The sequence below is a fragment of the Leptothrix mechoopdaensis (SeqCode) genome (assembly GCF_053893855.1).
Genome location: NZ_CM132699.1, coordinates 4,319,437 through 4,332,406 on the forward strand (window position 1 = coordinate 4,319,437; position 12,970 = coordinate 4,332,406).

11 protein-coding genes are annotated in these 12,970 nt (G+C 69.0%); 1 reads left to right on the forward strand and 10 read right to left on the reverse strand.

Annotated elements, in window-relative coordinates:
* Window positions 1–9 precede the first annotated feature (9 nt).
* From ACWA7K_RS18785 to ACWA7K_RS18830, 10 genes are all read right to left on the reverse strand, one after another.
* Entirely contained in the window at window positions 10–444 is a 435-nt protein-coding gene (locus ACWA7K_RS18785) for a pullulanase-associated domain-containing protein (RefSeq protein WP_456163174.1), read from the reverse strand.
* Between the two features lie 79 nt (window positions 445–523).
* Window positions 524–1,414 (reverse strand): maltose ABC transporter permease MalG, encoded by an 891-nt coding sequence (malG, locus tag ACWA7K_RS18790; protein ID WP_456163176.1) that lies wholly within the window; start codon window positions 1,412–1,414, stop codon window positions 524–526.
* 50 nt (window positions 1,415–1,464) lie between these two features.
* Window positions 1,465–3,006, reverse strand: coding sequence for a maltose ABC transporter permease MalF (gene malF, locus ACWA7K_RS18795; protein WP_456163178.1), 1,542 nt, complete (start codon window positions 3,004–3,006; stop codon window positions 1,465–1,467).
* Window positions 3,007–3,034: 28 nt separating this feature from the next.
* Window positions 3,035–4,243 (reverse strand): maltose/maltodextrin ABC transporter substrate-binding protein MalE, encoded by a 1,209-nt coding sequence (malE, locus tag ACWA7K_RS18800; protein WP_456163180.1) that lies wholly within the window; start codon window positions 4,241–4,243, stop codon window positions 3,035–3,037.
* A 51-nt stretch (window positions 4,244–4,294) separates the two neighbouring features.
* Window positions 4,295–5,392: an ABC transporter ATP-binding protein gene (locus ACWA7K_RS18805; protein WP_456163182.1), complete on the reverse strand. Its 1,098-nt coding sequence runs from the start codon at window positions 5,390–5,392 to the stop codon at window positions 4,295–4,297.
* Between the two features lie 3 nt (window positions 5,393–5,395).
* Complete coding sequence (locus ACWA7K_RS18810) at window positions 5,396–7,087, reverse strand: alpha-glucosidase (protein ID WP_456163184.1); 1,692 nt, start codon at window positions 7,085–7,087, stop codon at window positions 5,396–5,398.
* Window positions 7,088–7,220: 133 nt separating this feature from the next.
* The gene (locus ACWA7K_RS18815) at window positions 7,221–8,450 is read right to left on the reverse strand and encodes a carbohydrate porin (RefSeq protein WP_456163186.1); all 1,230 of its coding nucleotides are present in this window, start codon (window positions 8,448–8,450) and stop codon (window positions 7,221–7,223) included.
* A gap of 197 nt (window positions 8,451–8,647) precedes the next feature.
* Window positions 8,648–9,478 (reverse strand): SHOCT domain-containing protein, encoded by an 831-nt coding sequence (locus tag ACWA7K_RS18820; protein ID WP_456163188.1) that lies wholly within the window; start codon window positions 9,476–9,478, stop codon window positions 8,648–8,650.
* Window positions 9,479–9,601: 123 nt separating this feature from the next.
* Window positions 9,602–10,639, reverse strand: a complete 1,038-nt coding sequence (locus ACWA7K_RS18825) for a LacI family DNA-binding transcriptional regulator (protein WP_456163190.1) — start codon at window positions 10,637–10,639, stop codon at window positions 9,602–9,604.
* 225 nt (window positions 10,640–10,864) lie between these two features.
* Entirely contained in the window at window positions 10,865–11,431 is a 567-nt protein-coding gene (locus ACWA7K_RS18830; RefSeq protein WP_456163192.1) for a phasin family protein, read from the reverse strand.
* Between the two features lie 241 nt (window positions 11,432–11,672).
* Between ACWA7K_RS18830 and ACWA7K_RS18835 the strand changes: the two genes are divergently transcribed.
* Window positions 11,673–12,890, forward strand: a complete 1,218-nt coding sequence (locus ACWA7K_RS18835; RefSeq protein WP_456163194.1) for an HD-GYP domain-containing protein — start codon at window positions 11,673–11,675, stop codon at window positions 12,888–12,890.
* Window positions 12,891–12,970 lie beyond the last annotated feature (80 nt).

The window sequence follows — 12,970 nt, forward strand, 5'->3', positions numbered from 1 at the left end:
CTTCCGGGCTCAGGAGCAGGGCTTCTCGGCGCGCGCCTTCTGCGCGTCTTCCAGCGAGCTGTAGATCTTGCGGTCGCCGCCCAGCACCCAGATCTCGCGGGTCGTGTTGCCGTCGAACTTCATGTCGCGTCCGCCCTGCTCCTTCGTGTCGCCCTTGTGGATGATGTAGTTGACGGTGGCGGACTTGCCGAACTCGGCCAGGTCGGCCTGCCAGAACACGCCGAAGTCGCTCTTGCCGGTCGGCAGCATCGGGTTCTGCCACTCGATGCCCGGCAGCGGGATGCCGGGGTTCTTCCACAGGTGCACGCCCCAGCCGTCGTAGGCGTTGTCGCAGCGGCTGTAGTGGATGACGACCTTGCCTTCGGGCGGTGCGGCCTGGGCCGTGAGGCTGGCCAGGCCGATGACGAGAGAGCCGAGCAGGCGGGCGGTGCGGATCAGGCGCATGGGAGTCTCCTGGGTTGCGCTGGGGATGGGTGGCTCATCGAATGAGCCAGTCGGAAGTCCTGGGTGCGGTCTCGCTTGCTCAGCCCTTGATGCCGCCAGCGGTCAGGCCGGCAATCATCCATTTCTGGGCCAGCATGAAGACCACCGTGATCGGCAGGCCGGACAGGATCGCTACGGCCGCGAAGTCGCCCCACTTGAAGTTGTGTTCGGCCACGAACATCTTGGTGCCCACCGCCAGCGTGAGCATCTCCTCGCGATGCAGCAGCACCGAGGCGACCGGGTACTCGATCAGCACGCCGATGAAGGCCAGCAGGAAGACGACCACCAGGATGGGCAGCGCCATCGGCAGCAGCACCAGCCGGAAGGCCTGCCACGGCGTCGCACCATCGACCCGGGCGGCTTCCTCGACCTCGTAGGGAATCGTGTCGTAGTAGCCCTTGATGGTCCACACGTGCATCGCGATGCCACCCGAATAGGCCAGCAGCAGGGCCCAGTGGGTGTCCACGCCGAGGGCCGGGAAGACGCTGCCGATGCGGTCGAAGATCGCGTAGATCGCCGCCAGCGCCAGCACCGCCGGGAACATCTGCATCAGCATCAGGCCGCTGAGCAGCTGCGTGCGGCCGCGGAACTTCATGCGCGCCAGCGCGTAGGCACCGGTGGTCGAGAACAGCAGCGTGACCAGCGCCGACAGCGTCGCGACCTTGACCGAGTTCCACAGCCAGCGCAGCACCGGCAGCTCGGGTTCGACCATCACGCCGTCACGGCCCAGGTAGGGCAGGCCGAAGGCGTAGCGCCAGTGGTCGAGGCTGATGGCCTCCGGGATCAGGCTTCCGGTGGCGAAGTTGCCGGGCCGGAACGACACCGACAGCACCACCAGGAACGGGAAGATCACCAGCGCGCACAGCGCGATCAGGAAGACATGCGCGGCGACGACGCGCCAGCGCTGCGACTTGTCGAGGACGATGGCCATGGGGGCTTGCTCCGGCGTGCTGATCAGCGGACGGGTGACGGCTTGGCGGCTCAGCGGCTGTCCTGGGCCGCGATGCGCGTGAACCGCATCTGCACCAGGGTGATGGCCGCGACGATCAGGAAGATCACCGTCGAGATCGCGGAGGCCAGGCCGAACTGCTGGCCCGAGTCCTGGAAGGCGATCCGGAAGGTGTAGGACACCAGGATGTCGGTCGTGCCCGCAGGCACCTGGGTGTCGAGGAAGTCGGGCCGGCCGCCGGTCAACAGCGTGATCAGCACGAAGTTGTTGAAGTTGAAGGCGAACGACGAGATCAGCAGCGGCGTCAGCGGCTTGAGGATCAGCGGCAGCGTGATGCCGAAGAAGTTCGTCAGCGGGCCGGCGCCGGCCACCGCCGAGGCCTCGTAGAGGTCGGCCGGGATCGACTTGATCAGCCCCATGCAGACCACCATCATGTAGGGGAAGCCCAGCCAGGTGTTGACGATCAGCAGCATCGCCTTGGCCAGCAGCGGGTCCGAGGTCCAGGCCGGCTTGATGCCGAACAGGCCGTCGAGGATCAGGTTGATCTCGCCGAGGTTCTGGTTGAACAGGCCCTTGAAGATCAGGATCGAGATGAAGCCCGGCACGGCGTACGGCAGGAACAGCAGCATCCGGTAGACGCCCTTGAAGCGCAGGCTGTCCCAGTTCAGCAGCACCGCCAGCAGCAGCCCCAGCGAACTCGCGAACAGAACCGTCAGGCCCGAGAACGCCAGCGTCCAGCCGAAGATCCGCAGGAAGGGCTCGCTGAACTTGCGGTCGGTGAAGATGCGTTCGTAGTGGGCCAGTCCAACACCGACCTTGAAGCCCGGCTGGATGCGCGTGCCGGCCGCATCGACGTAGAAGCCGATGTCGAAGTCGGGCCGCAGCACCGCGCCGGTGTCGCGGTTGAGCAGGCTGCCATCGGCCCGGGCCTCGTACAGCGGCTGGACCGGCGCGAAGGTGCGCAGCGAGGCCATGCGCAGCCCGATGCCATCGGGCGTGCGCAGCGTCAGCGCCTTGAGCGCGGTCTGCCGTGCGATGACGTCCTTCAGCGGCAACGGGTCGGCGAGCGAACGGTCGCCCGCCTTGACCGCCGTGAGCGCGACCGGCTGGCCCGGCATCACGCCATCGAGCGCCAGCGGCGGGCTGAGGTAGACGCGCGACTCGTCCTCCTGGTCGACCAGCCGCAGCCGGTGCGTGCCGTCCTGGGCATGCAGCGTGAAGGCGTGGTTGCCGCCGGGCGCCTGGAAGGTCTCGTCGAGCAGGTACTGGCGGGCCCGGTCGTGGTCCAGCAGGTTGGTCGAGCTGAAGTTGGTGAAGCCGATGCTGACCGTGTAGACCATCGGGAAGACGACGAACACCGCCGCAGCCGCGATGCCGGGAAACAGGTAGCGCAGCGCCATCGTCCGTGCGGACGTGTAGGTCCACAGCGCCAGCGCGCTGATCAGCAGCAGCGTGCCGGCCAGCAGCGGCTCGCCGAAGGCGTAGACCACCGTGACCAGGTAGAGCGCGGCCAGCGCCAGCACGACGGCCAGGGCGTGGCCGGCATGCCGGCGCAGCGGGTGCGGGGTGTTCATCGCGGGCGTCCGGTCGGGGCTCGGCGGCTCACTTGCCCTGGATGCGCTTGGCCGCGCCGTCCATCGCTTCCTTCGGACTCTGGCGTGCCTCCATCACGTTGCCCAGCGCCGAGACCATGGCCGACCAGAAGCGACCCATCTCGGGGTTGTTGGGCATCGGCGCGCCATCCTGCGCCGAGGCCATCGTCGCCACGATGTTGGGATCGTTCTTCAGCTCGTTGTAGAAGCTCTTGCTGGCCGGCGCGCCGATCGGCTCGGCCGCGTTGAGGGTCTTCAGGCCCTTGAGGCTGAGCATGTGGTTCTCGATGAACTCGACCGCCAGGTCCTTGTTGGGCGAGGCCTTGTTGATCATCACGCCCTTGACGCCCACGAAGGGCGCGGCCTTCTTGCCGGCCACTGCCGGGATCTTCGCGACGCCGAAGTCGATCTTGGCCTTGCGCAGGTTGTCCCATGACCACGGGCCGTTGATCATCATCGCGACCTTGCCCTGGGCCATCGCGCCTTCCATCTCCGCATAGCCGCTGCCCTCGGGCATGTAGTGCTCGCGCAGCAGCTTGTTGAGCAGCTCGACGCCCTTGAGCGCGCCCTCGTTGTTGACGCCGGTGTCGCTGCCGTCATAGGTGCCGTCGGCGCGCTGCTTGAAGGCGTAACCGCCATTGGCGGCGATCAGCGGCCATGTGAAGTAGGTGTTGGTGTAGTCCCAGAGGATGGCCTTCTTGCCGCCGGCCGAGAGCTGCTTGTCCAGCGCCATGACCTCCTCGAACGTCTTGGGCGGCGTCTTCACCAGGGCCTTGTTGTAGACCAGCGAGACGGCCTCGATCGCGTACGGGTAGCCCCAGGTCTTGCCGCCGATCGTGAAGGCCTTCATCGCCAGCGGATCGATGTCCGCGGCAATCGCCTTGCCCAGCGTGACCGGCACGATCAGGCCGCCGGCGATCCACTCGCCGATGCGGTCGTGGGCCCAGATCCAGATGTCCGGGCCCTTGCCGGCGGCTGCCGCCTGCTGGAACTTGCCCGGGCCGTCTTCCGGTGCCTCGACCACCACCGGCACGCCGGTCTTCTTCGTGAACTCGTCGGCGACCTGCTGCAGCGCCTTGGTGCCGTCGGTGGTGAACCAGATCAGCAGCTTGCCGGGCTCGGCGGCGACGGCCGGCTGGCACAGCGTGGCGCCCACCAGGGCGGCGCCCAGGGCATGGAGCAGGAAGGGGCGGCGGTGCGTCGTCTGCGGTGCGTTCATCGGATGTCTCCTCGCGGTTGGGCCGGACAGGGCCGGGTGGGGTCTTGCGGATCAGGTGCGGCGGGCCAGCGTGCGGCCCTCGGCGTCGAACAGGTAGCAGCGCTGCGGTGGCAGCACCAGGTTGGCCAGTTCACCGACGGCCAGCGGGTTGTCCGGGTCGGTGCGGGCGACGAAGCTGGTGTCGCGCCCGGGTGTCTGCAGGTAGAGGTAGGTCGTGTCGCCCAGGTGTTCGGCGGCCTGTACCTGGCCTTGCAGCGTGTTGCCGGCCGGTTCGGCCACGGCGACCACGTGCTCGGGCCGCACGCCCAGCGTCAGGGGCGTGCCCGGGCTCAGGCCGGCGGCGTCTGCCTGCACGTCGATGCCGGTGCCGTCGGCCAGGGACACACGGGCCAGCCCGGCATCGGACGACACCAGCGTGGCGGGCATGAAGTTCATCGTCGGCGAGCCGATGAAGCCGGCCACGAACAGGTTGACCGGCTGGTGGTACAGCGCCATCGGCGTGCCGACCTGCTCGATGCGGCCCTGGTTGAACACGACGATGCGGCTGGCCAGCGTCATCGCCTCGACCTGGTCATGCGTGACGTAGACCATGGTCGTGCGCAGCTCGCGGTGCAGCCGCGCCAGCTCGACGCGCATCTGCACGCGCAAGGCGGCATCGAGGTTGGACAGCGGCTCGTCGAACAGGAACACGCCGGGCTTGCGCACGATCGCGCGGCCGATCGCCACGCGCTGGCGCTGGCCGCCCGACAGGTCCTTGGGCCGACGCGCCAGCAGGTGGCGGATCTGCAGGATGTCGGCGGCGCGGTCGACCGCCTCGTCGATCTCGGCGTTCGAGTAGCCCGCCAGCTTCAGGCCGAAGGCCATGTTCTTCGCCACCGACATGTGCGGGTAGAGGGCATAGCTCTGGAACACCATCGCGATGCTGCGGCGGGCCGGCGGCAGCTCGTTGACGATGGCATCGCCGATGCGCAGCTCGCCGGCGGTGATGTCCTCGAGACCGGCGATGCAACGCAGCAGCGTCGACTTGCCGCAGCCGGAAGGGCCGACGAACACGACGAACTCGCCGTCCTCGATGGACAGGTCGATGCCGTGCAGGATCTGCGCGTCGCCATACGACTTGCGCAGGCCGGTGAACTGGAGTCGGGCCATGGGTCAGTCCTCGAGGAGGGCGAGATGGATGCCGTAGCCCGGCAGCACGAGGCTCGCGCCGTCGGACTGGCCGGCTTGCGCGGCGGGCAGGCCGGGAACCGCGATGACGCTCGAACGGGCCACGGCCGGGTGCGCGAAGGTCGCCGGCTCGCGGGTGAAGTTCAGGATCAGCAGGAAGCGGTCGCCGGACGTTCCGGGCTCCGGGCTGCGGATCACCGCCAGCACCTCCGGCGCATCCGTGTCGATGAACTCGATCGCGCCGCGCAGCAGTGCCGGCTGGCGACGTCGCCAGCCCAGGAAGGCACGCATGAAGTGCAGCGGCGAGTCCGGGTCGGCCTCGTGACAGTCGACCGACAGCGGCAGATGGGCGTCGGGCACCGGCAGCCACGGGCGCTGCGAGGCCTCGGTGCCGAAGCCGGCGTGTGGCGCGTCGTGTCGCCAGGGCATGGGCGTGCGACAGCCGTCGCGGCCCTTGTATTCGGGCCAGAAGGCGATGCCGGGCGGGTCGCGCAGGTCCTCGAAGCGCAGCTCGGCTTCCGGCAGGGCCAGCTCGTCACCCTGATACCAGCAGGCGCTGCCGCGCAGGGCCAGCAGCGCCACCAGCTTGAGGCGGACGAAGTCGGCCGGTGCCGCGTCGCCGTCCCAACGCGTGCGCAGCCGGGTCGAGTCGTGGTTGCCCAGGGTCCAGCAAGGCCAGCCGCCCTGACCGGGCGCGCGCGCGCCGGCCTCGAACTGCTCGCCGTGGCGGCGCAGGTGGGCCACGCTGTGGTCACGCGAGAGCAGCGCGAAGCTGTAGGTCATGTGCAGGCGCTTGCCGCCGGAGGTGTAGGCCAGCATCTTGTCGAGCGCCTCGGCGTCGCCGACCTCGCCGACGCTGGTGGCGCCGTAGCCGTCCAGCAGACGGCGCACCCTCTCGAGGAAGATCTCCGTCTCAGGCCGGTTCTTGTCGTGCAGGTGTTCCTGGTGGTCGTACGGATTGGCCGGCAATGCCGCATCGGCGGGGCGCGCCAGCGGCGGGTTGGCGCGCAGTTCGCGGTCGTGGAACAGGTAGTTGGTGGTGTCGAGCCGGAAGCCGTCGACGCCCCGATCCAGCCAGAAGCGCAGGTCCGACATCAGCTGGCCCTGCACGTCCGGGTGGTGCAGGTTCAGGTCGGGCTGGGCGGCCAGAAAGTTGTGCAGGTAGTACTGCTTGCGACGCGTGTCCCATTGCCACGCGGGGCCGCCGAAGACGCTCAGCCAGTTGTTGGGCGGACTGCCGTCGGGCCGGGCATCGGCCCAGACGTACCAGTCGGCGCGCGGGTTGTCGCGGCTGCCCCGGCTTTCCTGGAACCACGCGTGCGTGTCGGACGTGTGCGAGAGCACCTGGTCGATGATGACCTTCAGGCCCAGGTGATGGGCATGCGCCACCAGCCGGTCGAAGTCGGCCAGCGTGCCGAACATCGGGTCGATGTCGCGGTAGTCCTCGACGTCGTAGCCGAAGTCCTTCATCGGACTGCGGAAGATCGGCGACAGCCAGACCGCGTCGACACCGAGGCTGGCGACGTAAGGGAGCCGGTCGGTGATGCCGGTCAGGTCGCCGATGCCGTCGCCGTTGCCGTCGGCGAAGCTGCGGGGATAGATCTGGTAGATCACCGCGCCGCGCCACCAGTTCAGGTCGGACGGCGGGCGGACGATGCGCGAAGGGGTCGGGCTCATGCGACGTGGGCCGGGCGAGGCCGGCGGGACATGGCGTGCGGGATCAGGCGGGGGGAAGTCCGCCGGCGCTCAAGGCCGGCAGACCGGTGCAGGGCCGGTGCGGCACGCCCGTCAGGGCATGCCGCCCGTCACATCACCACCAGGCTTCGGCCTGGACACCGAACGAGGTGCCGGCCTTCTTGTTGCCGAACACGCCGTTGGCCACGGTGCCGTTGTCGCCGTTCCAGGTCGCGTGCGTCACGAAGGCGCGCAGCACCGGACGGGCCCAGGCGCCAGCCGCCAACGCGAGTTGCGGGGCGATCGACACCTTGGTCATCGTCGGCTTGGAGGTGCCCAGCTTGCCCTGGTCACGGCCCACTTCCGCGGCGACGCTGAAGTTCTTCGAGAAGTTGTACTGCGGGCGGATCCCGTAGCTGATCCAGGTCTGCTTGTCGCCGGTGCCCGGCTTGACCTCGGCGTAGCTCGCGGTGGCCATGCCGGTGATGTTGGTGCCCTTGAAATCGAAGTACAGGTGGTCGTGGATCCGGAAGGACTTCGAGTCCGCCACGCCGCCGCCCGCATAAGTGGGCAGCCACTCGAAGCCGTTGCCACCGGCGTCCTTGCCCAGCACGACCGCGATGTGGTTGAAGCCGCCGAGCACGCCGTCCTGCGCCAGCTTCAGGAACAGCGCCTGGCCGCTGCCTGCCGGCGTGGTGCCGGCGGTGCTGCCCTTGATCGCGACCAGTTCACCTTCCAGCTTGGTCTTCTCGCCCAGGCTGATGTCGTAGAAGCGCAGCGCATAGCGCTTGGCGTTCAGGTCATTGGCGCCGTTCGCGTTGGGGCTGTTCTGCAGGTAGGCCAGCGACAGCTTGGCCGGGCCGGCCTGGATCTCCTCGATGCCGCCGCCGACGCCGTTGTTGGTCCAGTAGTAGTAGTCGCTCATGTGGATGTCGTGGCGGTTGTAGAACCGCTTGCCGACCCACACCTTGGCGTTCTCCAGCGCGCCGGGACCGAAGAAGCCGCCGGCCTCGAAGAAGTTCTCGCGATGCAGCATGTTGAAGCTGTCGCCGATCGTGTTGTCCGGCTCGCTGCCCTTGTCCTGGAGCGCCAGCGTCAGGTGGTACTTGGCCCACACGTCGTTGGTGTCGCCGAAGCCCAGGCCGATGCTGTGCTCGCTGTAGTTGTCGCACTCGTTGCCCAGGCGGTACTTTGAGCGCACCGGGTAGGCGCCCTGGAAGCACTGCAGGTTGCCGCCTTCGGTGGTGCCACCGGCCTGGACGCGGGTGTAGCCGTGGTATTCGATGCCTTCGGCACGCACGCCGGCCGAGGCCATCACGCCCGCGATGGCCAGGGCCATCGGCAGCAGGACAAATCTTTTCTGCATCTCCATGCTCCTCAGAGGTCGGGCCCGAGGCCCGAGGGGTGGGCGGTTGGCCGCCAGGGGTTGGTGTGGTGAGATCATCTGAATCGATTCAGATGACAGGGCGCGATTCTGAATCGATTCAGATCAGCGTCAAGAAGGGCGGATTGCGTGCTTACCCTGATCCGTGGCTCGGACCCGACGTCGCCTGGGCCCTACGCTCAGAGCGCGTCGAGAAGGCTCCGCCGCTTCTGGGCGTAGTCGTCGTCGCTGATGAGTCCCTGCTCGTGCAGCGCCTTCAAGCGCCGCAGGCGGGCTTCGAGCGAGGCCTCGCCTGCGGGATCGGACGCGGATGGCGACGGGGGCGGGGACGGTGTCGCCACGGCCTTGCGAGGTGCCGGCTCGGCGTCCGCCAACGGCCAGGCCAGCCAGTCCGAGCGCCGACCGGACTGGCCGTCGCGCTGCAGCTGGACGCCCGACGCCAACGCCCTTGAACCGAAGTTCAGGGCCGGCATCAGTTGCTGGGCCCGGAAGGGCGTCACGACGTTGAGCCGATCACCCTGCACCAGCAGCTGCAGCGCACCGTCCGCGACGAACACCCGGGCCGTGATGCTGAGCATCGGCGTCAACGGCCCGGATCGTCGGGCCGAACTGAGCAGGATCACGTCCTGGTTGGGCCGGGCCACCCTCAGTGCCTCGGCCAGACCCTTGGCCACCGACTCGACTTCGTCGCGCATGAAGAGCGGCTCGCGTCCGCCTTGCAGCCTGGCCTGCGAGAGCCAGCGTTCGATGCGCTCGATCGCCAGTTCCTGGGGGTGCTGGTTCGGCCCCGCTCCGGCCTCGACCGGGACGAGCCGCACGGCGCTGTACTCGGCGATGTTCCAGGCCTGAGGCCTTTCCTGACCCGCCAGATGGGTTGGCCGCGCCTGTCCCCTCAGCACATGGTCCATCGGACCGTCGGCCGCAGTCGCGGTGCTGCCCGCCATGAGTCCGGCGAGTGCCAGCAGCAGGCTCGCGCCATGCGTACGGTGAGGGTGGGCGGTGGGGGACATGCAAGGCTCCGGGCTCGCAGGGGCAGCGATACACCGGCATGATGCCCATGTCATCTGAATCGATACAGAAGGCAAACCCTGACGATGCAGGGCAAGCCTTGCCACGTCGCAGCGGGTCTGGAATCAGGTTCGACGCACCACCAGTTCGACCGGCAGATCGCTGGATGGCAGGTCGTCCAGCACGGTCTGCACCGCCAGCTCGCCCTTGCGCCGGGCGTCCTGGCGGATCGTGGTCAGACCGGCTGCCGCCGCTGCGGGCACGTCGTCGAAACCCACGACCGAGACGACCTCGATCTCCTTCCAGGTTGCCAGTTCGACCAGGGCCGCCAGCGCCATCCGATCGGTCATGGCGACGACGGCCAGACGCGTGCCGGGCGCCATCGAGCTGCGCAGGTCGGACAGCCGCGCGCCGGCCAGTTCGGGCTGCTGGTCCTCGACCTCGATCCAGTCGATGCGGCCGGCCGGCCAGCCGGCGGCCAGCGCCGCCTGGATCATCCCGGTGCGACGCTCCGCGCCGACCGACGCGCTGCGCGCCGGAGGTTTCCGGCCGGCCCGGAAGACGTCCGCCCGCTGCTGGTCGTTGAGCGTGAAGCACAGGGCCACGAGCCGGTCGGGCTGGCGCGAAAGTGCGTGGGCCATCGCCATCGCGGCGCCCTGGCGGTCTTGCACGCCGACGGCCGGAACGCCCTCGACCAGCGTGTCCACCAGCACCAGCCGCTTGCGCGCGGCCAGCACCTCCGGAACCAGCTCGGCGCCGATCTCGGCATGCACGATCAGCGCGTCGGCGCGGGTCTGGAAGGCGGCCGACAGCTCCAGGTCGCGCCCGAGCTTCGGGATCAGCTGGAGGCTCAGGCCGCGCGCATCCAGTTCAGCGCCGACGCCCTGCAGGAACTGCACGCTCAGCGGATCGTTGAGCGCGAACGCCAGCCCGTGGTGATAGACCACGGCGACCTCGCGCAGCGATTGCCGGCGAAGCGCGCGAGCTGCGGGATCCGGTCCGAAATAACCCAGCGCGCGCGAGCGGGTCAGGATCTCGTCGCGCAGGCTGGCTGAGAGCTGATCCGGCCGATTGAATGCGTTCGAGACCGTCGCGCGGCTCACACCAAGTTCGACGGCCACGTCGCTGAGCGTCAGGCGCGCACGCGCCGGAGTCGGCGTCACCGCATCGGACGTGTCCGGGGCTGTGGGCTTGGCAACAGACGGCGATTTCGGGGCGCGTGGCGGCATCGGCGGCACTCGGCAGGGCGGAAGCCGGCGATGGTAGAGGGCCGGGCATTCCGGATGCATGCGCCCCAGACGCACGAAAGCCCGGCCAGGGCCGGGCTTTCGGGGCGTTCGGTGCGGTGCCGCCGCGGGGCGGGCACCGTGGCCGATCAGCGTGGCCGATCAGCGCTTGGCGGTCGACTTCTTGACGGCGTCGGCGGCGGCCTTGGCGGTCGATTCGGCGGTGGCGCTCAGCTGCTTGAAGTTGGCTTCGGCGGCCGAGGCGGCCTGCTTGGCGGCCTTCTGGACGGTGTCGTAGGCGGCCTGGGCGTTGGAGATCGCGCTCTTGACGGCGGCGACCGCGCTTTCGCTGCCGGCCGGGGCCTGCTTGGCGGCGGCGTCGACCAGGGCCTGGAACTGCTCCTGGGCGGCCTTGACCTGGGCTTCTGCCAGCTTGGTGACTTCCGCTTGCGTGGCGGCGGCGATGTCGGCGACCTGGCGGCCGTAGGCGACGGCCTTTTCCTGGGCCGGCTGGATCAGGCTGGCCTGCAGGCCGACGAATTCCTGCGGGTCCTTGGCGCCCAGGGCGGCCTTGGCCTTCTCGGCGGTGTCGTCCAGCGAGCTGCGGGCGGCTTGCATGTTCAGCTCGACCAGCTGCTCGATGCCCTTGAAGGCTTGCTGGGTCAGCGTGACGAGGTTGTCCAGGGCGGCCTTGTTGGCGGCGGCGATCTGCTCGGGGGTGATGGTCATGGTGTGACTCCTGAAAGTGGGGTGGATCGGTGGATCGTCTGCAGTGCCGTCTTCTTTGCTGCACTGCAACATGGAATGGACTATAGGGGTCGACCCGGCACTCTGCAAGCGTTTTGCTGCGCTGCAGCAAAGTCTAGTGATGGAACTCTATTCAGCTGCCGTGCAGCAGTGGTGCGAGACTTCGCCATCAACCGAAGCGGGCGACGGCTGACCACCAGACGCCCGGAAGTGGAGGAGCCGCATGTCTGTCGATCGAAGCCTCGCCGGCGATGTGCCGCCGGCCGAGCGGGTGCCGCTGGAACAGGTCCGCGACCTGATCCAGATGGGCCATCCGCTGCCGTTCCGGGTGCTGGACGCGCAGTCCCGCCTGCTGCTCGCGCAGGGCCAGAGCGTGCTGACCGAGCGGCAGTTCGAGATGCTCAACGAGCGCGGCGCCTGGGTCGAATATGCGCAGGTGAAGAAGCTGCGCGGCGAGCGCGCCGCCGCCGCTGCCGGCCCGGGCGGCGGCAAGGTGCCGAGCGCCCGCCACCTGACGCTGTTCGATCGCTGGGAGCAGCAGGTCTGGGACTACGACGCGCTGCTGCGCCGGGTGCCGAAGTTCCAGCACATGAAGCCCGAGCTGGAGGCCTTCGCCGACGGCTGCATCGCGCTGATCGACCGCGATCCGGACGTCGCCCTCTACCTGGCCGTGCGGCGCGACGACCGCCGCTTCGCGCTGTATGCGCTGACCCACGCGCTGCACGTCGCGGCGATCTGCCTGCTGACGTCGCGCGCGCTCGGCTGGCCGGCCGAACGCCAGCGCCGGCTGGTCTGCGCGGCCTTGACGATGAACGTGTCGATGCTGGAACTGCAGGCGGTGCTGGCCGAACAGGCCGAGCCGCCGAACACGCGCCAGCGCGAGGCGATCCGGCTGCATCCGCAGCTGTCGGCCGACCTCCTGAAGCGTTGCGGCGTCGACGATGCCGAGTGGCTCGACACGGTGCTGATGCACCACGAGGAACCGGGCGGCGGCGGTTATCCGAACGCGGTGGCCGAGCCGTCCGACGCGGCCCGATTGCTGCGCGCGGCCGACGTCTACATGGCCAAGATCAGCCCGCGCGCGGTGCGTGCCGCGCTGGCGCCGCAGGTGGCCGCGCGCCAGCTCTACCAGGCCGAACAGGTCGACGCGCTGGGCAAGTCGCTGGCGCAGGCGCTGATCCGCTCGATCGGCATCTTCCCGCCGGGTGATCTGGTGACGCTCAAGAGCGGCGAGACGGCGCTGGTGACGCGCCGCGCCGCGCAAGGTCCGGCGCCCAAGGCGGCGGCGATCAGCGATGCGCGCGGCGTGCCGTCGCTCGCGACCACGCCGCGCGACACCGCGCAGCCCGAGTTCGCCATCGTCGGGCCGCTCGATCCGGCCAAGGCGGCGGCGCTGCCCAAGCTCCAGCCCGAGCGCTTCTACGGAATCATCCCGGGCTGAACAGGCGCGCCGGCCGGGCCGGCGTTGCGGGAAAGTCCGGGGAGGCATCGCCCTGTATCGGCCGGGTCTGCGGGATAGCA

Excerpts from the sequence above, each read along its gene's own strand:
- ACWA7K_RS18785 (WP_456163174.1), bottom strand. The coding sequence starts at position 444 with ATGCGCCTGATCCGCACCGCCCGCCTGCTCGGCTCTCTCGTCATCGGC.
- malG (WP_456163176.1), bottom strand. The coding sequence starts at position 1,414 with ATGGCCATCGTCCTCGACAAGTCGCAGCGCTGGCGCGTCGTCGCCGCG.
- malF (WP_456163178.1), bottom strand. The coding sequence starts at position 3,006 with ATGAACACCCCGCACCCGCTGCGCCGGCATGCCGGCCACGCCCTGGCC.
- malE (WP_456163180.1), bottom strand. The coding sequence starts at position 4,243 with ATGAACGCACCGCAGACGACGCACCGCCGCCCCTTCCTGCTCCATGCC.
- ACWA7K_RS18805 (WP_456163182.1), bottom strand. The coding sequence starts at position 5,392 with ATGGCCCGACTCCAGTTCACCGGCCTGCGCAAGTCGTATGGCGACGCG.
- ACWA7K_RS18810 (WP_456163184.1), bottom strand. The coding sequence starts at position 7,087 with ATGAGCCCGACCCCTTCGCGCATCGTCCGCCCGCCGTCCGACCTGAAC.
- ACWA7K_RS18815 (WP_456163186.1), bottom strand. The coding sequence starts at position 8,450 with ATGCAGAAAAGATTTGTCCTGCTGCCGATGGCCCTGGCCATCGCGGGC.
- ACWA7K_RS18820 (WP_456163188.1), bottom strand. The coding sequence starts at position 9,478 with ATGTCCCCCACCGCCCACCCTCACCGTACGCATGGCGCGAGCCTGCTG.
- ACWA7K_RS18830 (WP_456163192.1), bottom strand. The coding sequence starts at position 11,431 with ATGACCATCACCCCCGAGCAGATCGCCGCCGCCAACAAGGCCGCCCTG.
- ACWA7K_RS18835 (WP_456163194.1), top strand. The coding sequence starts at position 11,673 with ATGTCTGTCGATCGAAGCCTCGCCGGCGATGTGCCGCCGGCCGAGCGG.